A 20,417-nucleotide genomic window follows, 5' to 3' on the forward strand; every position below is an offset into this window, starting at 1 on the left:
GGGATCTGCCGATCACTGCTCTCTCGCTGAGGGTCAGCGCTTCAGGTCGGCTACGAAGGCTGCCCAGGCGGGGGTACGGAAGAGGAGGACGGGGCCGCCGGAGGGGGCGGTTTTGGAGTCCCGGACGGGGACGAGGGCGGGGTGGCCTTGGGCTACCTCGACGCAGAGCCCGCCGTCGCCGTTGCTGTAGGTGCTCTTCGTCCAGTGGGCGGCGCCGGGGAAGGCCTCGGCGATCTCGACGCATTCGCCGCCCGTTCCGTTGCTGTAGCTGCTCTTACGCCAGCGGGCGGCGCTCAAGTCGATCTCAGTGCTTGCCATTTCGATAGTCCTCTGCCGCTGCCTGGATCAGGGCCAGGGTCGCCTCTGGCGGCAGTGCGGCGGCCCTGAGCAGATCGTACGACTCCCGGTACTGCTTCACGAGGGCCGGATAATCGATGAGTTGGCCACTGTGCAGGCTCTCCGCGTACACCACCGGTGGCGCATCCGAGAAGGTCATGATCCGGGTCATGCCCATCATGAACGGATGGGCTGCGGCGGTTTCCGGAACGATCTGCAAAATGGAGCGGCTTGCGTGGACCACTTCCGCGATGTGATCCAGTAGTTCGGCCATCTCGTCGCCTGGGAGGACACGGCGACGGATCAGAGATTCGTCGAGGATCGCCCAGAACGAAGGGGGGTTCTCGGAGTCGAAGAGCCCTGCCCGCGCCATGCGGGCCGCCACCTTCTCTTCGACCTCTTCGCCCCTGGCCCGGGGCATGGCCGCCTGCACGATCGCGCGCGCGTACGCCGCCGTCTGAAGCAACCCAGGCACGATCATCGGCGCCCAGTCCTCGATGGTCTCCGCGTGCTGTTCCATCTCGGCGACATCCGCGAAGTACTCCGCGTGACCCGACTGCCGCGCCTTGCGTGCATCTTCACAACGCCGTTGGAAAAAGCCGTCGGTACCGAGCTTCTCGTCCACGTGCCTGGCCAGGTCCAGGGGCATACGGCGCTCGCCGCGCTCGATCTGACTGAGGAACGGAACCCCACGGAAGCTTCCCTCTGCCAGTTGTTCGAGGGTGAGCTCCGCGAGTTCCCTCTTGAAGCGCAATTCGGCGCCGTAGAAGGAGGGGACGTTCGCCGAAGCGTCGGGATTCTTGCGGGAGGACACAACTCACCACCACCGTTTGCCAGTTGCTCTGCGTAACCCAAACCCCTTTCACGCTACGCCGCCCACCGTCACTGTGTGACTGATTCGTCACGGAGTGCACTCGACGGGAAGGCGTACGCATGCACCACCAAACCCCCACCGCTGCCGGCGCGAAGGTAGTGAGCCCGCCCGAACTGGCCGTCGAGCTGCTCGCCGTCCCGAAGGCCGTGCCTGAGCTGCGCAGAGCGGTGCGCGGGCACTTGGGTGCGGCCTGCTCCGAAGTGCAGCTCTGTGTGAGCGAGTTGCTGGGGAACGTGATCCGGCATGTGGGGGAGGGGACGCCGGTTCGGGTGCGGGTGGCGCGGGTGCAGGGAGCCGGGGTCCGGGTCGAGGTCACGGATCCCGACCCGCGCGTCCTCCCCGTGCTGCTGCGCGCGACGGGGGAGGACGAGTCGGGGCGGGGCCTCGTACTGCTGGATGCGGTGGCACTGCGGTGGGGCGTGGAACAGGGCGCGGCGTCGAAGACGGTGTGGTGTGAGGTCGAAGCGGGGGAGGAGTAGTGCTGCTCGCGCTGCTGGGGCGGGTGCTTGCGTGGCTGTTGCCGGGCGGGGGCACCCGACGCCGGGCCGTCCCGGCGGCGAGGCCGGTGCCGGTCGCGCCGCCGCCCCCGCGTGCGCGGCCCCGCAGCCCGTACGCTCGCGAGGCGGCGGCGGACTACCGAGTCGATGTGTCCGACGAGCCGCTGACCCGCCCCTACTACCGCCACTACCGCCCGACGGAATCCATGTGCGCCGGTTGACCGGCTTGGCCTGAGCGAGTCGCCTCGCCCGGACATGACTCGGCCGCGACGGCTCCCCCTCCGCGCCGCCGCGGCCGATCCCCGTCGGGAAGAAAGTCTTAGGCGTCCTTGGGCGGCGCAGGCATGGAGTTGTCCATCGTGGTGATGGTCTCGTCCTTGGGCGGCGCAGGCATGGAGTTGTCCATCGTGGTGATGGTCTCGTCCTTGGGCGGCGCCGGCATGGAGTTGTCCTGCGTCGTGAACTGCGGGTCCTTCTTCTTCTCAGTCATGAGCTTCTGTCCTCTGCTGTTTCGACGAGTGAGGAACGCCCGCCCAGAAGCTCCCCCGAGGGCCGCTGGACGGGCGTTTCGGAGCCGCACACACTAGCTGGCTGGGCTCCTGGCCAGACCGTCTGCCCCCCGACGCGACGGTGTGACACGTATGAGAGTGCCGGGCAGCGATAAACGAATGCTGAACGCCCGCAACTGACCCATGTCAGTGCCGTCATTCACGCTGCCGTGGCGGGCCTGAGCAAGTTGCGTGCCTCATCGGCTTCGGGGGCCCCGTTCTGTTCGTAGAGACCGAGTGCCTCCTGCCAGCAGACCCGCGCCCGGTCTGCCTGCCCCAGGGCAGAGAGCGCCCGTCCCAGGAGTGTCAGGACATTGCCCCGCATTCGGTCACCACCAATACAACCCAGGGCGAGGGCTTGTTCGGCGTGCTGAGCTGCTTGTGGCGGGTGCTGGGCGGCGAGGTGTGCAGCGGCGATCCGGAAGTGGGTTGCCCCCTCCCAAAGACGCTGGCGATGCTCGGTAAAGATGCCCAGAGCGTCGGAGAACTGGCCGAGAGCCTCGGCGTGACGGCCGGCGTGAGTCAGGGCCACGCCGAGGGCGTAGTGCCCACTGGCACGACGCATCGGCTTGCCCAGCTCGGCGTGTACTGCCAGAGAGTGCTGGGCGATCTCGACCGCCCTCGCGACGTCGCCCATACCGAGATAGGCGCGCGAGAGATTGGCCAGCGTGACAGCTTCGCCGAGTCTGTTGCTCGCCGCGCGGTGGCCCTCGATTGCCTGGTCGAAACAGGCCTTCCCGTCCGCGTACTGGTGCTGGTGCAGCGAGACGAGGCCCCGGTCATTGGCCACCCAGCTGATCGCGGTCGTGTCTTCCGCGCTGGTTGCGTACTCCATGGCGAGCTGTGCCTGCTCCGCTGCCTGCTGGATACGTCCAGAGACAAGGAGGACGTTGGTGAGTGTCGTCCGCGCCCTGCCCTCGGCGCGAGCGTCTCCCGCAGAGCGCGTGGCACCACACATCGCTCTGGCCGTCGTCTCGTACTGGTGGGAGTTGGCCCCCGATTCGGTCAGGTCTTTCGCCGCCCACAGCAGATCCACGGCCCGCCGCAACCGGTCCGTGCCCGCGGCCTGTCGCACGCAGGCCAGCAGAGCGGCAGCCTCGGTATAGAGCCAATCCAAAGCAGCGGCCCCTTCGGTGAACCGCAGCCCCGCGTACTGCGTCGCCTCCAAGTGATCCACCAGGCGATCCCCCGGCCGCTCTATCGCATAAACCCTGGCCGCCGTAGCCAGATAAAAGTCCAGCAACCGAGACATAGCCGCCCCCCGCTCCTCCGGCGGCAGTTCATCCCGTTCCGCGCACGCACGCGCGTAGAGCCGGACCAGGTCGTGGTAGCGGTAGCGGCCGGGTGCGGCGGATTCCAGCAATGAGGTGTCGACCAGTGACTCCAGGAGGTCCTCGGTCGACTCGACCGGCAGGTCCAGCACCGCCGCTGCCGCCGCCAGGGAGATGTCCGGGCCGTCCGCGAGACCCAGCAACCGGAAGGCGCGGGCCTGGGCCGGCTCCAGTTGGCCGTAGCCCAGTTCGAACGTCGCCTTGACCGCCAGGTCGCCCGCCTGGAGTTCGTCGAGGCGGCGGCGCTCGTCCGCGAGCTTCGCCGCGAGGACCGAGACCGTCCATGTGCGGCGGGCCGCCAGGCGCGACGCCGCGATGCGGATCGCCAAGGGGAGGAAGCCGCAGGCGGCGACCACGTCCAGGGCCGCTTCCCGTTCCGAGGCCACCCTCTCCGCGCCCACGATCTTCGTGAAGAGCTGGAGCGCCTCCTCCGGCGACATCACGTCCAGGTCCACGAGATGCGCGCCCACCAGGTCGACCATCCGTACGCGGCCCGTGATGAGCGCGGCGCAGCCCTCCGTGCCGGGGAGCAGGGGACGGACCTGGGCCGCGTCGCGGGCGTTGTCCAGGAGGACCAGGACTCGGCGGCCGTCGAGCGTGGAGCGGTAGAGCGCGGAGCGCTCCTCCAGGGAGTCAGGGATCGCCGAGTCCGCCGTGCCGAGCGCGCGCAGGAACGAGCCGAGGACCGTCTCCGGTTCCGCCGCGCGTGAGCCCGCGCCCTGGAGGTCGACGTACAGCTGGCCGTCGGGGAACGAGGGGCGGGCGGCGTGGGCCACGTGGACGGCGAGCGTCGTCTTTCCCACGCCGCCGATGCCGGCCACCGCCGACACCGCCATGACCTGGCCCTCCCCGTCGGGGGAGGAGGCCGAGGACAGGATGTCGCGCAGCTCGGTCACGAATGAGGAGCGGCCCGTGAAGTCCGGGACCGTAGCGGGGAGTTGGGCGGGCCGGAGGGGCGCCGCAGAAGGTTCCGTCGCCGGGGCGGACGGTTCCGCGAGCGCCGGGTCGGCCTGGAGGATGCGCTGCTGGAGTTCGGCGAGGCCGGGGCGCGGGTCGACGCCGAGTTCGTCGGCGAGGAGGCGGCGCGTGTCGGCGTAGACGGCGAGGGCCTCGGCCTGGCGGCCGGAGCGGTAGAGGGCCAGCATGAGCAGTTCGCGCAGGCGCTCGCGCAGGGGGTGCGCCGCGGTGAGGGCGGTGAGTTCGGAGACCGCCTCCGCGTGGCAGCCCTGCTCCAGGTCCATGTCGAGGCGGGATTCGAGCAGGCCGAGGCGCCATTCCTCGAGGCGGGCGCGCTGGGTCTCGGCGTACGGGCCGGGGATGTTGGCGAGAGGCTCGCCGTCCCACAGGGCCAGCGCCCGGTTGACCAGCTCGCGCGCCTTGCACAGGTCTCCGGCGCCCCGGGCCTTCTCGGCGTCGGAGCGCAGCGCCTCCGCCGCGGCCAGGTCGAGCGCGTCGCCGCTGACGGAGCGGATCGCGTAGCCGCCGGACTCGCTGACCAGGACGCCGGGGTCGAGGATCTTGCGCAGGCGGGAGGCGTACGTACGGACGGCGGCCAGGGCCTGCGACGGGGGCTCGTCGCCCCACAGGGCGTCGATCAGCTCGGCGGCCGTCGCCGTGCGGCCCTCGCGCAGCAGGAGCGCCGCGAGCAGGGCGCGCTGCTGTGGTGAGCCCGTGGTCAGGAGCTCGTCGCCGCGCCAGGCGCGCACCGGGCCGAGCACGCTGAAGCGCAGGCCCACCGGGACCTCCGTGGCCTCGGGCAGCTCGGTGCTCCCGGCGCCCTCGGAGGTCCCGGCGCTCCGCTGCTCCGGTACCCGCGGTACACCGTCCATCGCTGCCCCCTGCCGCACGCGTCAGATCCAAAGACGACGAGGCCAGTTTGCCTTGTTCATGGCGGATGCGTCAGCCGCGCGAGACAGCCATCACAGACACCTCACCTCATGTCCCCGCCGTCCAGAGAGCTGACGGGTCGTCAGATCAGCGCTACCGTGGTCGACATGGAGACCAGTGAGAGCAAGGAGAGCCCCCAGGGCTTCCCGCGGATCATTTCGGTGGACGACCACACTGTGGAACCGCCCGGCGTCTGGCAGGACCGCCTCCCGGCCAAATACCGGGACGAGGGCCCGCGCATCGTGCGCGCGCCCCTGAAGGAGATGACGTTCCTGGGCGGCAAGTTCGCGCCCGTCATGGGCGCGCCCGGGGAGGAGGGGCCGATCGGTGACTGGTGGGTCTACGAAGACCTGCACCGGCCCCTCACCCGACTCGACACCGCCGTCGGATACGACCGCGACGAGATCAAGCTCGAGGTCATCACGTACGAGCAGATGCGCAAGGGCTCGTACGACGTGCCCGCTCGGCTCGCCGACATGGACGTCAACCACGTCCAGTCCGCGCTCTGTTTCCCCACCTTTCCGCGTTTTTGCGGGCAGACGTTCACCGAGGCCAAGAACCGGGAGCTCGGGCTGCTCGGCGTGCGCGCGTACAACGACTGGATGGTGGAGGAGTGGTGCGGGCCGCAGGCGCAGGGGCGGCTCATACCGCTCACCCTCGTCCCCCTCTGGGACGCCGAGCTGGCCGCGGCAGAGGTGCGTCGCAACGCCGCCCGTGGCGTGCGTGCCGTCGCGTTCTCCGAGATACCGCCGCACCTGGGCCTGCCGTCCGTCCACACGGACGAGTGGGACCCCTTCCTGCGGGCCTGTGACGAGACCGGCACCGTCATCGCCATGCACATCGGGTCGTCCAGCAAGATGCCGTCGACCTCGCCCGACGCGCCGCCCGCCGTCGGCTCGACCATCACCTTCGCCAACTGCTGCTTCTCGATGGTCGACTGGCTGATGAGCGGCAAGTTCGAGCGCTTCCCGAACCTCAAGATCATGTATGCCGAGGGTCAGATCGGCTGGATCCCGTACATCCTGGAGCGCGCGGATGTGGTCTGGGAGGAGAACCGCGGCTGGGGCGGCGTCGCCGACAAGGTCCGCAAGCGTCCCTCCGAGTACTTCGCCGACCACGTCTACGGCTGCTTCTTCGACGACGCGTTCGGGCTGAAGAACCTCGACGCGATCGGCGTCGCGAACGTGCTCTACGAGACCGACTACCCGCACTCCGACTCCACCTGGCCGAAGTCGAAGGAGGTCGGCGAGGCGCAGATGGGGCACCTGGACGCGGACGTCGTCGAGCGCATCGTGCGCGGCAACGCCATCGACCTGCTGGGGCTGACCGGCGACGGGCTCTGGGCGGGGCAGGGTGGTGAGTGACCCCATGAAGTCCGGGACGTCGCACCTCGCCTACGGCATCCAGCTCCCCATCCAGTCCCAGTCCACGATGTACGCCGAGGGCTGGGAAGCCGGGGCAGGCGCCGCCGACCTCGCCGAGATCGCCCGCACCGCCGACCGCACAGGCTTCGACTACATCGCCTGCTGCGACCACGTCGCCATCCCGCGCCGCCTCGCCGACGCGATGAGCACCGTCTGGTACGACCCGGTGGCCACGCTCGCCTACCTCGCGGGCATCACCGAGAACGTGCGTCTCATGAGCCACGTCGCGATCGTCGGCCTGCGCCATCCGCTGGCGACCGCCAAGCAGTACGCCACCCTCGACCACCTCTCCGGGGGCCGCCTGATCCTCGGGGTCGGGGCAGGGCACGTACAGGAGGAGTTCGAGGCGCTCGGGGTCGACTTCGCGCGGCGCGGGGCCGTGCTCGACGAGGCCTTGGACGCATTGAAGGCGGCGCTCGGGCCCGAGGAGTATCCGTCGTTCAAGGGGGAGCGGTACGCGTTCGAGGGGCTCGGGCAGCGGCCGCGTCCCGCGCAGAGCCGCGTTCCCGTGTGGGTGGGCGGCTCCTCGGCTCCCGCTGTGCGCCGCGCCGCCGTGAAGGGGGACGGGTGGCTGCCGCAGGGGGACACGCGCGAGCAACTGCCCGGACAGATCGCGAAGTTGCGGCGGTTGCGGGAGGAGGCGGGCATCGAGGCTCCCGTCACCGTGGGAGCGATCGCCGAGCCCCTGTACGTGGGCGAGCCCGCGTGGCATGTCGGCCGGCGCACCCTGTCCGGCGCCCCACAGGCCCTCGCCGAGTCGCTGCGCGCGTACGGCGCGATGGGCGTGCACCAGATCCAGGTCCGGTTCCGCTCCCGGAGCCTGGGTGAACTCACCGACCAGATGGCGGCGTTCGGCGCCGACGTCGCTCCGCACCTGAACGACTGAGCACCTGAACGGCCAGGCAACGACCAGGCACCTCACCGATTGGGAGTACCGGCATGGGCAAGCTGGACGGGCGCGTCGTCGTCATCACGGGCGCGGCGCGCGGGCAGGGCGAGCAGGAGGCGCGGCTGTTCGCCGCGGAGGGCGCCAAGGTGGTGCTCGGGGATGTCCTGGACGACCAGGGCGAGGCGCTCGCCAAGGAGATCGGCGGGCTCTACGTCCATCTGGACGTGAGCCGCGAGGACGACTGGGTGGCCGCTGTCGCCGCCGCGAAGAAGGCGTACGGGAAGATCGACGGGCTCGTGAACAACGCGGGGATCCTGCGGTTCAACGAGCTGGTGAGCACGCCCCTGGACGAGTTCCAGCAGATCATCCAGGTCAATCAGGTGGGCGCGTTCCTCGGGATCAAGACCGTCGCGCCCGAGATCGAGGCCGCCGGCGGCGGTTCGATAGTGAACACGGCCTCCTACACAGGGGTGACGGGCATGGCGTACGTCGGCGCGTACACCGCCACCAAGCACGCCATCGTGGGGCTGACGAAGGTGGCGGCCCTCGAGCTGGCCGCGAAGAAGATCCGCGTGAACGCCGTCTGCCCTGGCGCGATCGACACCGCCATGAGCAATCCCTCGCAGCTGGACCCGGGTGCGGACACCGAGGAGGCCTCGCAGGCGCTCGACGAGCTGTACCGCAAGCTCGTGCCGCTGGGGCGGGTCGGGCAGCCCGAGGAGGTGGCGCGGCTCGCGCTGTTCCTCACCTCGCAGGAGGACTCCGCGTACATCACGGGCCAGCCGTTCGTGATCGACGGCGGGTGGCTGGCGGGCGTCAGCGTCCTGTGACGTGATCTGACGCTGCATCAGGTATTGACGCTGCACGGGCACGGTGAAACAGTCGGCACATCGAATCTGACGGTACGTCAGAAAGAGCGCAGGAGCTTCTGACGCAGCCGCCGGTCACAGACAGGGGACGGTGAACCTCCTTGGAATTCGGGCTCTTTGTACAGGGATATGTGGGCAAGCGGGCCGAGACCGACCCGCTCGCCGAGCACAAGGCGCTGATGGAGGAGACCGAGTACGTCATCCAGGCGGACAAGTCGGGCTTCAAGTACGCCTGGGCGTCCGAGCACCACTTCCTGGAGGAGTACTCGCACCTCTCCGCCAATGACGTCTTCCTCGGCTACCTCGCCCACGCCACCGAGCGCATCCACCTCGGCTCCGGCATCTTCAACCCGCTCGCCCAGGTCAACCACCCGGTGAAGGTGGCCGAGAAGGTCGCCATGCTCGACCATCTCAGCGAAGGCCGACACGAGTTCGGCAGCGGGCGCGGTGCGGGCAGCCACGAGATTCTCGGCTTCATACCCGGCGTCACCGACATGAACTACACCAAGGAGATCTGGGAAGAGACCATCGCCGAGTTCCCGAAGATGTGGCTCCAGGAGGAGTACGTCGGGTTCAAGGGCAAGCACTGGCAGCTGCCGCCGCGCAAGATCTTCCCCAAGCCGTACGGGAAGGCGCACCCCGCGATGTGGTACGCGGCCGGCTCCCCGCCCTCGTACGCGATGGCCGCCAGGAAGGGCCTCGGCGTCCTGGGCTTCAGCGTCCAGAAGGTCTCCGACATGGAGTGGGTGCTGGAGCAGTACAAGTCGAACATCGGCAAGGCGGAGCCCGTCGGGGCCTTCGTCAACGACAACGTCATGGTCACCTCGACCGCGATCTGCGCGCCGACCCACGCGGAGGCCGTACGGATCGCCGCGTCCGGCGGGCTGCACTATCTCCAGTCGCTCGTCTTCCGCTACCACGACACGTTCCCGCGGCCCGAGGGCTTCCCCGTGTGGCCCGAGACGCTGCCCGAGTTCAACGAGGAGATCATCGAACTCCTCATCGCCGAGGAGCTGCTGATCTGCGGCGACCCGGACGAGGTGCTCACGCAGTGCAAGCGGTGGGAGCAGGCGGGCGCCGACCAGCTGTCGTTCGGCATGCCGATCGGCATCTCCAAGGAGGACACGCTCCAGTCGATCAAGCTCATCGGCGAGCACGTCATTCCGAAGATCGATACGGATCCGGTGCACCGGACCACGCGCTTCCGTGAGGCCGTCTGATCCGGCCGGTCACCCATGGACCGCCCCGGCCCCTCCCTTCCCGGACGGGGGCCGGGGCCCTCCGGGGTGCGGGTTCCATGGGTGACCGTCTCGGGGCTGCGCCCCGGACCCCCTGTCGCCCTTCGGGCTCGTCCTCAAACGCCGGACGGGCTGGATGGGGCCCGAGTCCCCGCTACCCCCGCTACCACTCACCCTTCAGGAGGGGGACGACCCCGTGCTCGACCATCTGATCAAAGGCGCGACCGTAGTCGACGGGACGGGAGCCCCCGCCTACGTCGCCGACGTGGGGATACGTGACGGTCGTATCGCCGTCATCGCCGAGCCGGGGGCCGTGACCGAGCCCGCGGGCAGCAGTGAGGACGCGCGGGGACGGATTCTCGCGCCCGGCTTCGTAGACCCGCACACCCACTACGACGCCCAGCTGTTCTGGGACCCGTACGCGACACCCTCCCTGAACCACGGCGTGACGACCGTCGCGGGCGGCAACTGCGGCTTCACGCTCGCGCCGCTGCACCCGGAGCGGCCCGAGGACGCCGACTACACGCGGCGGATGATGTCCAAGGTCGAGGGCATGTCGCTGGTCGCCCTCGAGGAGGGCGCGCCCTGGAGCTGGAACTCGTTCGGTGAGTATCTCGACGCCCTCGACGGGCGGATCGCCGTCAACGCCGGTTTCATGGTGGGGCATTGCGCGTTGCGCCGGTACGTGATGGGCGCGGACGCGGTCGGCGGGCAGCCGACGCCCGAGCAGCTCGAGCAGATGCTCTTCCTGTTCCACGAGGCGATGGACGCGGGCGCGTGGGGCTTCTCGACCACCCAGTCCTCGACGCACTCGGACGGTGACGGGCAGCCGGTCGCCTCGCGGCACGCGCGGCCCGAGGAGCTGCTCGCGCTGAGCCGGGCCGTCGCCGAGCACGAGGGCACGCAGATCGAGGCGATCGTGGCCGGGTGCCTCGACCAGTTCAGCGACGACGAGATCGACCTGTTCGTGGAGATGAGTGCCGCCGCCGGGCGGCCCCTGAACTGGAACGTCCTCACCATCGACGCGGCCGTCCCCGAGCGGGTGCCGCGCCAGCTGATCCCCAGCGAGCGGGCCCGCAAGGCCGGCGGCCGGATCGTCGCGCTGACCATGCCGATCCTGACGCCCATGAACATGTCGCTCGGCACGTTCTGCGCCCTGAATCTCATCCCCGGCTGGGGCGAGGTCCTCTCACTGCCGGTCGACGAGCGGATCGCGAAGCTGCGCGACCCGGACGTGCGGTCCGAGATGCTGCGGCGCGCGGACAGCAAGGAGGCCGGTGTCTTCCGGCGGCTCGCCCACTTCGGGCGGTACGTCATCGGGGACACGTACTCGGAGGCGAACGAGGGCCTGACCGGGCGCGTGGTGAAGGACATCGCGGCCGAGCGCGGCCAGGAACCCTTCGAGTGCCTCGTCGAGATCTGCGCCAACGACCGGCTGCGGACGGTGCTCTGGCCCATGCCCAGCGACAACGACCCGGACTCGTGGGCCCTGCGCGCCGAGACCTGGAGCCACGAGGACGTGCTCCTCGGTGGGTCCGACGCGGGGGCGCACCTGGACCGGATGTGCGGGGCGCCGTACACGACGCGCTTCCTCGGGGACTGTCTGCGCGGGCGGAAGCTGGCGGGGATCGAGGAGGCGGTGCGCATGCTCACCGACGATCCGGCGCGGCTGTTCGGGCTGCGCGAGCGCGGCCGGATCGAGGAGGGCTGGCACGCGGACCTCGTCCTGTTCGACCCGGAGCGGATCGACGCGGGCAAGGCCACTCTCGTCCACGACCTGCCCGGTGACAGCCCGCGCCTCGACTCGAAGGCGATCGGCATCAACGCCGTGTGGGTCAACGGCGTCGAGGTCATCCGCGAGGACGTCGTGACCGGGGCCGTGCCCGGGACGGTGCTGCGGTCGGGCCGCGACACGAGGACGGTGTCCACCAAGTGACGCGTCAAGTGGACGATTCCCAGCGGCTGTTCATCGGCGGCGAGTGGACGGAGCCGGACGGCGGGCACTACGAGGTCGTCGACCCGGCGTCGGAGGAGGTCGTGGGGCTCGCCCCCGAGGCGTCCCGCGCGCAGGTCCACGACGCGGCGTCGGCGGCCCGCGAGGCCTTCGACTCGTGGTCGCGCACGAAGCCGGAGGAGCGCGCCGCGATCCTGGACCGGGCCGCCGACGTGATGCAGCGCGACTTCGCGGCGAACGCGGAGCTCGCGCAGGCGGAGAGCGGCGCGACGAGCGGGACCGCGCGCGGCATGCAGGTCGCGGTGGGCGTGGCGCGGTTCCGCCGCTATGCGAAGGGCGCGCTCGAACCGGTCGAGCAGGCCCTGCCTCCGCAGATCAGCGAGGCCGGACCCATGGGGAAGGCGGGCGTCCTCGGGGCGCTCGCCGTACGGCAGCCCGTCGGTGTCGTCACCTGCATCACCTCGTACAACAACCCGTGGGCGAATCCGGCGGGCAAGGTCGCCCCGGCACTCGCCATGGGAAACACGGTCGTCGTGAAGCCGGCCCCGCAGGACCCGCTGTCGGTGTACCGGATGGCGGCCGCTCTGGAGGAGGCGGGGGCGCCGCCCGGTGTGGTGAACGTGGTCAGCGGGACGGCTGTGGACGTGGGTGAGGCGGCCGTCGACTCGCCGGACGTCGACATGGTCAGCTTCACCGGCTCCACCGCGGTCGGCCGGCGCATCGGTGAGGTGTGCGGGCGCGGCATGAAGCGGCAGCTGATGGAGCTGGGAGGGAAGGGCGCGGCGCTCGTCTTCGACGACCTGGACGAGGCGGGCCTCGCCTCGGCGGTCGCGGGCATCGGCACGACGTACGCCTTCTACAGCGGGCAGATCTGCACGGCGCCGACGCGGGTGATCGCGCAGCGCGGGGTGTACGAGGCGCTCGTCTCGAAGCTCACCGAGTACATCGGCTTCATGAAGGTCGGGGATCCGAGGGCGCGGGGGACGGTCGTCGGGCCGGTCATCTCTGCGGCGCACCGCGACCGCGTCGAGTCGTACGTCGAGCTGGGCCGCAAGGAGGGTGCGCGGGTCGTCGCGGGCGGCGAGCGGCCCGCCCTCGACAAGGGCTTCTACGTCGCTCCGGCGCTCCTCGCGGACTGCACGAACGACATGCGGGTCGTGCGGGAGGAGATCTTCGGTCCGGTCGTGGTGGTGGTGCCCTTCGACGAGGAGGAGGAGGGGGTGGCCCTCGCCAACGACAGCGAGTACGGGCTCATCGACTACGTGTGGTCGGGGGACGTGGCTCGGGCGTTCCGGGTGGCGCGGCGGCTGCGGGCCGGCGGGGTAGGCGTGAACACGGTCGGCCGGAACATGGAGGCCCCGTTCGGCGGGTTCAAGCAGAGCGGGGTGGGCCGGGACGTGGGCTCGTACGCGCTGCACGCCTACAGCGAGCTCCAGTCGATCGTCTGGCAGGGGTAACCGGCAGAAACATCACACGGAAAATTTTGAACCCGGCAAAACGGGCACCGCTGCGATTACCGAATATCGGACGCCGACGGTTATTCCTTCCGATGAATGGGGTTAACCTGAACATGCCTTGAGGGCGTGGGATGGTTACGTGAATCGGCCATCGATTCAAAGGTGGCCGGTTTCAGGTCTTGTCCCCCTTATGCGGAAACCGCAGCATTTAACGTCCTGTTCATGACTGAGCTGGACGCGCGGCCGACACGGGCTGCCCACGACACGGCAGGCGGCGCCCCCGACGGGGGCGTCCGCAGCAAGGGCCTCGGCGGGAACTCCGTCGGGCTGGTCGGCAGCGCGGTCATCGGCATCTCGACCGTGGCGCCCGTCTACTGCCTGACCTCGACGCTCGGCTCCACGGCCGGTGAGGTCGGCCTCCAGATGCCCGCCGTCTTCCTGGCCGGGTTCCTGCCGATGCTGCTCGTCGCCTTCGCGTACCGCGAACTGAACAAGGCCATGCCGGACTGCGGCACGTCCTTCACCTGGACCGTGAAGGCCTTCGGCCCGCGCGTGGGGTGGATGTGCGGCTGGGGCCTGGTCATCGCGACGATCATCGTCCTGTCCAACCTGGCGGGCGTCGCCACGTCGTACTTCTGGCTCCTCGCGGGCGAGATCACCGGCAATACGTCCATCGGCTCCCTGGACGACAACAAGGCCGTCCACATCGTCACCTGCCTCGCCCTCATCGCCGCCGCGACAGCGATCAGCTACCGCGGCATGACCGCGACGAAGGGCGTCCAGTTCACGCTGGTCGGCCTCCAGCTCGTCGTGCTCGCCGTGTTCGTCGTGATGGCCGTCGTGAAGGCGGGATCGGCGGACTTCCCCACGTCCGTGCCGTTCTCCTGGACGTGGCTCGACCCGTTCTCGGTGAAGTCGTTCGGCGCGTTCACCGCGGGCCTGTCCCTGTCGATCTTCATGTACTGGGGCTGGGACACCTGCCTCACCGCGAACGAGGAGACCATCGGCAGCGAGAAGACGCCCGGCCGCGCCGCCCTCATCGCGATGGTCGTCCTCGTCGGCTCCTACCTCGCCACCGGCGTCGCCGCCCAGATGGTCGTCGGCTCCGGCGGCAAGGGCCTCGGCCTCGCCAACCCCGCGACGTCCGACAACGTCTTCGCCGCCCTCGCGGGCCCCGTCATGGGCCCCACCCTCGGCATCCTGCTCTTCGTCGCCGTCCTCGCCTCGGCCGCGGCCAGCCTGCAGACCACGTTCATCCCGGTCGCCCGCACCGTCCTCGCCATGGCGACCTACGAGGCGCTGCCCGCCTCCTACGCCCGCGTCCACCCGCGCTTCAAGACCCCGGGCCGCGCCACGGTCACCGCGGGCGTCGCCACCGGCGTGTTCTACACCGTCATGACGCTGGTCTCCGAGCACGTACTCGTCGACACGATCTACGCGCTCGGCCTCATGATCTGCTTCTACTACGCGCTCACGGCGTTCGCCTGCGCCTGGTACTTCCGCACCGAGCTGCTGCGCTCGCCGAGGGACTTCTTCTTCAAGGCGCTCTTCCCGGTCCTCGGCGGCGTCCTGCTGTCCGCCGTGTTCGTGAAGACCCTCGTCGACATGTGGAACCCGGCCTACGGCAGTGGCTCCTCCGTCCTCGGCGTCGGCTCCGTCTTCGTGATCGGCGTGGGCCTGCTGCTCGTCGGCTTCGTGATCATGCTGGTGATGGGACGGCGCAGCCCGGCGTTCTTCCGCGGCGAGGTGCTGACGCGGGAGACGCCGGTGCTGGTCGTCGAGGACTAGGCGTTGTCGGCCCAGGGCCTACTTGCCGAGGAACACCGGGTTCGTGAACGCGGTGAGCGCCCCTGGCAGGCCCGGGACCGTCGCCGGGTGCCGGACCTCGGCCCGTACGTAGGCCGCGTACGACGCCGTCGTGCGCCACTCGGCCGTGCCCGACCCGGACTCGGGGAGCGCCGGTGCGGTGAACAGGGTGCCCTGGTCCGTGACCAGGTGGAGCGTGCAGCCCGGGGCGCCCTTGACCTCCAGGCGGACGGTGACCGGCGCGTCGGGGTCCACGTGGAGGCGCTCGCCGATGCCGGCGTGCTCGCCGCGCGAGCCGGACGCCGTGAACGTCAGCTCCACGGACTTCGACTCGGCGACGTAACTGCGGCCCGCCTTGATGCCCGCCTGGATGGCCTCGCGGGTCAGGTCGTCGGCGAGGACCACCGTCTGCGGGCCGCCGATGCGGTCCGGGTCGCGGTGGGCGTCGCTGTTGCCCATCGCCGGGATCCACTCCCGCGAACCCCGCACGGACGCCACCAGCGTGTTGTCCCAGTCGGCCAGGGAGACCTCGTCCTCCGCGGTGTACGCGCCGTTCCACACCTCGACTGCGTCCGCCTCGCCGAAGCCGAACTTCCAGTTGCAGCCGATGCAGGTGGCGTGCGGATGCGCCGGCACGACCAGGCCGCCGGCCCGGCGGACCTCGCGCGCGTACTTGCCGAAGCGGTTGTCGCGGGCACGGTAGCGCCAGTCGACGAAGGTGCCCGGCTCGGTGCCGAGCGCCACCACGTGCCCGTTACGGGTCGTGATCTCCTCGCCGACCATGATGAGCAGGTCGTCGCCCGCCTGGTCGGCCCAGTGGGCGTGCGACGAGTGCGTGTTGTGGTCGGACGAGTTGATGAAGTCCAGGCCCGCCTCGCGCGCGAGCGCCGCGATCTCGGCGGGGGTGCGCCTGCCGTCCGAGTACCACGTGTGCAGATGGCAGTCCCCGCGGTACCAGGCGCGGCCCCGGCCCTTGGCGCGCGTGGGCGGGTACACCGGTCGCGGGGTCTCGCCCTGCTCGCCGTACGTGAGCGTGACGGTCAGCTCGTACGGGAGGCCCTCGGGCGCCACCGTGTACGGGCCGAGCGCGATGTGCCAGGTGCCCGCGCGGACCGGACCCGGGATGTAGCCCGGCGTCGCGTCGTCGGCCCGTACGAAGAACTCGGTGCGCGCGCCGCCCGACCAGCCGCGGAAGCCCTTCCCGCCGAGCGCGGTGCCCCGTTCGTCGAACACCCCGATGTCCAGGGCGTTGTTCTGCGTGCCGGCCGGGACGGTCGCCTTCGTGTAGGTGTACGCGACGTGGATCTCGCGGACCCCGCGCGGCACCTCGACCGGCACGTAGACGAAGTCGGGCGCGCCGGGCGGCAGCGTCCCCTTCACGGTCCGTGTCGCCTTCGTAGCCTTCGTACCGTCCGCCGGTGTGCGGCCGTCGGCCGCGCTCGCGAAGCTCACACTGCTCAACGTAAGCGCGGTGGCCGCTCCCGACACGAACAGCGCGCGTCTTCCCATGCCGGTCGTGGTGTGGTCGTCCTCGCACATGCTGCGGCTCCCAGGGGTCTGGTGACATTCCGTCTGTGACGTGGGTGGTGCAGGCAACTCTGGTATTGAGCCGTGAACTCCCCTGGAAGGGAAGGGGATCGGAGTCTTACGACTGTCCCTGCCGGGGAGTCCATGGACTCCTGGGGGAGGGCCGGGTAGTAATGCCCCCATGCGGATCTCGACCACGATTTTCCTGACCGACGAGACCATCACGCCTGTGCGGCTCGCGCGTGAGCTGGAGCAACGCGGGTTCGCCGGGCTGTATCTGCCCGAGCACACCCATATCCCGGTGGAGCGGGCGACGCGGTATCCGGCCGGGGGCGACCTGCCCGCCGAGTACGGCCGCACCCTCGACCCGTTCGTGGCGCTCGGGCAGGCCGCGGCCGTCACCGAGCGGCTCGGGCTCGGCACCGGCATCACGCTGATCGCCCAGCACGACCCCATCGACCTGGCCAAGCAGATCGCCACCCTCGACCACCTCTCCGGCGGCCGTTTCACGCTGGGCCTCGGCTTCGGCTGGAACGTCGAGGAGGCCGCCGACCACGGCGTCGAATGGCGCACGCGCCGTGAGCTCGGCCGGGAGCGCATGGGCCTCATGCGGGCCCTGTGGGCGCAGGAACCGACCGCGTACGAGGGTGGGTTCGGGGTGTCGGTGCGGGCCAGCCACGCCTACCCGAAGCCGGCGGGCGGCGCGCCCCGCACCCTGATCGGGGGAGCGGCGGGCCCCAAGCTGTTCGCGCACATCACCGAGTACGCGGACGGCTGGCTGCCGATCGGCGGGCGCGGACTGACCGAGTCGATGCCCGTGCTGCGGGCCGGCTGGGAGGAGGCGGGCCGCGACCCGGCGGACCTGCACGTCGTGCCGTACGCGGTGCTGCCGAGCCCGGGCAAGCTCGCGCACTACGCGGAGCTCGGCATCGACGAGGTCGTCCTCCAACTGCCCCCGGCGGACGAGACTTCGGTCCTCAAGATCCTCGACGAGTACGAGCAGTACCTGTAGGCAGTGCCTGTAGTCAGTCTCCAGGATCTGGCCAGAACGGGCGGCGGGCGCGGGTGAAACGTGTACGTCGCGTGATCCCGCGCACGTCAGCGCGGCGCAGACGTTGTCGGCGGGCGCTCGTATCCTCGGGAGCATGAGTGATCCGGAGGCTGTACGACCCACTGCCAACGCGATGCGCCGCGCGTTGAAGCGGTCCCGCGACGGCGTTGCCCTCGACATGGCCGAGGCGGCGGTCCTGCTCCAGGCCCGCGGCGACGACCTGCGGGACCTGACGGCGTCCGCCGCGCGCGTGCGCGACGCGGGCCTGAAGGCCGCGGGCCGTCCGGGCGTCATCACGTATTCGAAGAAGGTCTTCATCCCGCTGACCCGGCTGTGCCGGGACAAGTGCCACTACTGCACGTTCGTGACCGTCCCCGGGAAGTTGCGCCGGGACGGCCACGGGATGTACCTGTCGCCGGACGAAGTCCTAGACATCGCCCGCCGCGGCGCCGAGATGGGCTGCAAGGAAGCCCTGTTCACGCTCGGCGACCGGCCCGAGGACCGCTGGCCCGAGGCCCGCGAGTGGCTGGACGCGCACGGGTACGACGACACGCTCGCCTATGTGCGCGCCATGGCGATCCGCGTCCTTGAGGAGACGGGACTGCTCCCGCACCTCAACCCCGGCGTCATGACGTGGACCGACCTCCAGCGCCTCAAGCCGGTCGCGCCGTCCATGGGGATGATGCTGGAGACGACGGCGACGCGCCTGTGGTCGGAGCCCGGCGGCCCGCACCACGGCTCGCCCGACAAGGAACCCGCCGTCCGGCTGCGGGTCCTGGAGGACGCGGGCCGGTCGAACGTCCCGTTCACCACGGGCGTCCTCATCGGCATCGGCGAGTCGTACGAGGAGAGGGCCGACTCGCTCTTCCAGCTGCGCCGTATCCAGCGCAGCTACCACGGCATCCAGGAAGTCATCGTCCAGAACTTCCGCGCCAAGCCGGACACGGCGATGCGCGGCATGCCGGACGCCGAGCTGGAGGAGCTGGCCGCGTGCATCGCGGTCGCCCGCCACATCCTCGGCCCCTCGGCCCGCATTCAGGCCCCGCCGAACCTGGTCGACGAGGAGTACGCGCTCCTGATCGGCGCCGGAATCGACGACTGGGGCGGGGTGTCCCCGCTGACCCCGGACCATGTGAACCCCGAGCGCCCCTGGCCGCACATCGACGAACTCGCCGCGAAGACCGGCGAGGCGGGCTTCGAGCTGCGCGAACGCCTCACGATCTACCCGGAGTTCATCGAGCGCGGCGAACCGTGGCTCGACCCGCGCCTCCTTCCGCACGTACGGGCCCTCTGCTCCGCCGACACGGGCCTCGCCGACGAGGGCGCGCGCCCCGAGGGCCTGCCCTGGCAGGAGCCCGACGAGGGCTTCACCGCCACCGGCCGCACGGACCTGCACCGCACCATCGACACGACGGGCCGCACGTCCGACCGGCGCGACGACTTCGACGACGTGTACGGCGACTGGGAGGCGCTGCGCGAGCAGGCCGCGCCCGGCATGGTCCCGCAGCGCATCGACAGCGATGTGCGCGCCGCGCTCGCGACGGCGGCCGACGACCCGACGAAGCTCACCGACGACGAGGCGCTCGCCCTGCTGCACGCGGACGGCCCGGCGCTCGACGCCCTCTGCGGCATCGCGGACGACATCCGCAAGACGGTGAACGGCGACGACGTCACGTACATCGTCACGAGGAACATCAACTTCACGAACGTCTGCTACACCGGCTGCCGCTTCTGCGCCTTCGCGCAGCGCCGCACCGACGCGGACGCGTACACGCTCTCGCTCTCCCAGGTCGCCGACCGCGCCGAGCAGGCGTGGGACGTGGGCGCGGTCGAGGTGTGCATGCAGGGCGGCATCCACCCCGACCTGCCGGGCACGGCCTACTTCGACATCGCGAAGGCGGTGAAGGAGCGTGTCCCCGGCATGCATGTGCACGCGTTCTCCCCGATGGAGGTGGTGAACGGCGCGACGCGCACGGGCATGTCCATCCGGGACTGGCTGACCGCGGCGAAGGAGGCCGGCCTCGACTCGATCCCGGGCACGGCCGCCGAGATCCTCGACGACGAGGTCCGCTGGGTCCTCACCAAGGGCAAGCTCCCCACGGCGACATGGGTCGAGGTCATCAAGACGGCCCACGAGCTGGGCATCCGCTCGTCGTCGACGATGATGTACGGGCATGTGGACCAGCCCCGCCACTGGCTCGGCCACTTCCGCACGCTCGCCGGCATTCAGCAGGAGACGGGCGGCTTCACGGAGTTCGTGACCCTCCCGTTCATCCACACCAACGCGCCGGTCTACCTGGCGGGCATCGCGCGCCCGGGCCCGACGACCCGGGACAACAGGGCCGTCACCGCCATGGCCCGCGTCCTCCTGCACCCCCACATCCCGAACATCCAGACGAGCTGGGTGAAGCTGGGCACGGAGGGCGCCGCGGAGATGCTGCGCTCGGGGGCGAACGACCTGGGCGGCACGCTGATGGAGGAGACCATCTCCCGTATGGCGGGCTCCAGTTACGGCTCGTACCGCTCCATCAAGGACCTCATCACGATCGCGGAGGAAGCGGGCCGCCCGGCGAAGCCGCGCACGACGCTGTACGGGGAGGTCCCGGAGGAGCGGCAGCGCGCGGCGACGGCCTCGGACGGTCACCTGCCGGAACTGCTGCCGGTGCTGGGGGACTGAGCGGGGCTTCTTGTGCGGGAGGGGGTGCGGCAACCCACGGACTCCTGGGTTG

At 70.3% G+C, this 20,417-nt stretch carries 15 protein-coding genes; 10 read left to right on the forward strand and 5 right to left on the reverse strand.

Annotation, left to right across the window (positions count from 1 at the left end):
- Positions 1-33 precede the first annotated feature (33 nt).
- Together OG698_RS26560 and OG698_RS26565 are read right to left on the reverse strand one after the other, a co-directional pair.
- Complete coding sequence (locus OG698_RS26560; RefSeq protein ID WP_406105880.1) at positions 34-318, reverse strand: DUF397 domain-containing protein; 285 nt, start codon at positions 316-318, stop codon at positions 34-36.
- Positions 305-1,150 carry a helix-turn-helix domain-containing protein gene (locus OG698_RS26565; protein ID WP_406105881.1) on the reverse strand — a complete coding sequence of 282 codons (846 nt, stop codon included), beginning with the start codon at positions 1,148-1,150 and terminating at the stop codon, positions 305-307. Before OG698_RS26565 ends, OG698_RS26560 begins: the two co-directional genes overlap by 14 nt.
- Positions 1,151-1,269: 119 nt before the next feature.
- Between OG698_RS26565 and OG698_RS26570 the strand changes: the two genes are divergently transcribed.
- On the forward strand, positions 1,270-1,689 hold the full coding sequence (locus OG698_RS26570; protein WP_406105882.1) for an ATP-binding protein: 420 nt from the start codon (positions 1,270-1,272) through the stop codon (positions 1,687-1,689).
- 337 nt (positions 1,690-2,026) lie between these two features.
- On the opposite strand, the gene OG698_RS26575 is transcribed toward OG698_RS26570, so the two are convergent.
- Together OG698_RS26575 and OG698_RS26580 are read right to left on the reverse strand one after the other, a co-directional pair.
- The gene (locus tag OG698_RS26575) at positions 2,027-2,197 is read right to left on the reverse strand and encodes a hypothetical protein (protein ID WP_165914673.1); all 171 of its coding nucleotides are present in this window, start codon (positions 2,195-2,197) and stop codon (positions 2,027-2,029) included.
- A 218-nt stretch (positions 2,198-2,415) separates the two neighbouring features.
- Entirely contained in the window at positions 2,416-5,415 is a 3,000-nt protein-coding gene (locus tag OG698_RS26580; protein ID WP_406105883.1) for a BTAD domain-containing putative transcriptional regulator, read from the reverse strand.
- Positions 5,416-5,580: 165 nt separating this feature from the next.
- Here OG698_RS26580 and OG698_RS26585 point away from each other — a divergent pair, with 165 nt between their 5' ends.
- The 7 genes from OG698_RS26585 (at position 5,581) to OG698_RS26615 (ending at position 15,092) form a co-directional block, all read left to right on the forward strand.
- Complete coding sequence (locus OG698_RS26585) at positions 5,581-6,837, forward strand: amidohydrolase family protein (RefSeq protein ID WP_406105885.1); 1,257 nt, start codon at positions 5,581-5,583, stop codon at positions 6,835-6,837.
- Positions 6,838-6,841: 4 nt separating this feature from the next.
- Positions 6,842-7,783: an LLM class F420-dependent oxidoreductase gene (locus OG698_RS26590; RefSeq protein ID WP_406105887.1), complete on the forward strand. Its 942-nt coding sequence runs from the start codon at positions 6,842-6,844 to the stop codon at positions 7,781-7,783.
- Positions 7,784-7,836: 53 nt separating this feature from the next.
- Positions 7,837-8,616: an SDR family NAD(P)-dependent oxidoreductase gene (locus OG698_RS26595; RefSeq protein WP_383086609.1), complete on the forward strand. Its 780-nt coding sequence runs from the start codon at positions 7,837-7,839 to the stop codon at positions 8,614-8,616.
- Between the two features lie 140 nt (positions 8,617-8,756).
- Positions 8,757-9,875: an LLM class flavin-dependent oxidoreductase gene (locus tag OG698_RS26600; RefSeq protein ID WP_406105889.1), complete on the forward strand. Its 1,119-nt coding sequence runs from the start codon at positions 8,757-8,759 to the stop codon at positions 9,873-9,875.
- A gap of 214 nt (positions 9,876-10,089) precedes the next feature.
- On the forward strand, positions 10,090-11,829 hold the full coding sequence (locus tag OG698_RS26605) for an amidohydrolase family protein (RefSeq protein WP_406105891.1): 1,740 nt from the start codon (positions 10,090-10,092) through the stop codon (positions 11,827-11,829).
- Between the two features lie 8 nt (positions 11,830-11,837).
- Positions 11,838-13,304 carry an aldehyde dehydrogenase family protein gene (locus OG698_RS26610; RefSeq protein WP_406105893.1) on the forward strand — a complete coding sequence of 489 codons (1,467 nt, stop codon included), beginning with the start codon at positions 11,838-11,840 and terminating at the stop codon, positions 13,302-13,304.
- A 222-nt stretch (positions 13,305-13,526) separates the two neighbouring features.
- Positions 13,527-15,092, forward strand: a complete 1,566-nt coding sequence (locus OG698_RS26615; protein WP_406105895.1) for an APC family permease — start codon at positions 13,527-13,529, stop codon at positions 15,090-15,092.
- Between the two features lie 18 nt (positions 15,093-15,110).
- On the opposite strand, the gene OG698_RS26620 is transcribed toward OG698_RS26615, so the two are convergent.
- The gene (locus OG698_RS26620) at positions 15,111-16,649 is read right to left on the reverse strand and encodes a CehA/McbA family metallohydrolase (RefSeq protein WP_406105896.1); all 1,539 of its coding nucleotides are present in this window, start codon (positions 16,647-16,649) and stop codon (positions 15,111-15,113) included.
- A gap of 169 nt (positions 16,650-16,818) precedes the next feature.
- Here OG698_RS26620 and OG698_RS26625 point away from each other — a divergent pair, with 169 nt between their 5' ends.
- Together OG698_RS26625 and OG698_RS26630 are read left to right on the forward strand one after the other, a co-directional pair.
- Positions 16,819-17,649 carry an LLM class F420-dependent oxidoreductase gene (locus tag OG698_RS26625; protein WP_406105898.1) on the forward strand — a complete coding sequence of 277 codons (831 nt, stop codon included), beginning with the start codon at positions 16,819-16,821 and terminating at the stop codon, positions 17,647-17,649.
- A 133-nt stretch (positions 17,650-17,782) separates the two neighbouring features.
- The gene (locus tag OG698_RS26630) at positions 17,783-20,365 is read left to right on the forward strand and encodes a bifunctional FO biosynthesis protein CofGH (protein ID WP_406105899.1); all 2,583 of its coding nucleotides are present in this window, start codon (positions 17,783-17,785) and stop codon (positions 20,363-20,365) included.
- The last annotated feature ends 52 nt before the right edge of the window (positions 20,366-20,417 follow it).

It is taken from the genome of Streptomyces sp. NBC_01003 (genome assembly GCF_045162695.1).
GTDB lineage: Bacteria > Actinomycetota > Actinomycetes > Streptomycetales > Streptomycetaceae > Streptomyces.

Bases quoted from the DNA above. Each gene is read 5' to 3' on its own strand.
- OG698_RS26625 (WP_406105898.1), top strand. From the start codon at position 16,819: ATGCGGATCTCGACCACGATTTTCCTGACCGACGAGACCATCACGCCT.
- OG698_RS26620 (WP_406105896.1), bottom strand. From the start codon at position 16,649: ATGTGCGAGGACGACCACACCACGACCGGCATGGGAAGACGCGCGCTG.
- OG698_RS26590 (WP_406105887.1), top strand. From the start codon at position 6,842: ATGAAGTCCGGGACGTCGCACCTCGCCTACGGCATCCAGCTCCCCATC.
- OG698_RS26570 (WP_406105882.1), top strand. From the start codon at position 1,270: ATGCACCACCAAACCCCCACCGCTGCCGGCGCGAAGGTAGTGAGCCCG.
- OG698_RS26615 (WP_406105895.1), top strand. From the start codon at position 13,527: ATGACTGAGCTGGACGCGCGGCCGACACGGGCTGCCCACGACACGGCA.
- OG698_RS26630 (WP_406105899.1), top strand. From the start codon at position 17,783: ATGAGTGATCCGGAGGCTGTACGACCCACTGCCAACGCGATGCGCCGC.
- OG698_RS26575 (WP_165914673.1), bottom strand. From the start codon at position 2,197: ATGACTGAGAAGAAGAAGGACCCGCAGTTCACGACGCAGGACAACTCC.
- OG698_RS26580 (WP_406105883.1), bottom strand. From the start codon at position 5,415: ATGGACGGTGTACCGCGGGTACCGGAGCAGCGGAGCGCCGGGACCTCC.
- OG698_RS26585 (WP_406105885.1), top strand. From the start codon at position 5,581: ATGGAGACCAGTGAGAGCAAGGAGAGCCCCCAGGGCTTCCCGCGGATC.
- OG698_RS26560 (WP_406105880.1), bottom strand. From the start codon at position 318: ATGGCAAGCACTGAGATCGACTTGAGCGCCGCCCGCTGGCGTAAGAGC.
- OG698_RS26595 (WP_383086609.1), top strand. From the start codon at position 7,837: ATGGGCAAGCTGGACGGGCGCGTCGTCGTCATCACGGGCGCGGCGCGC.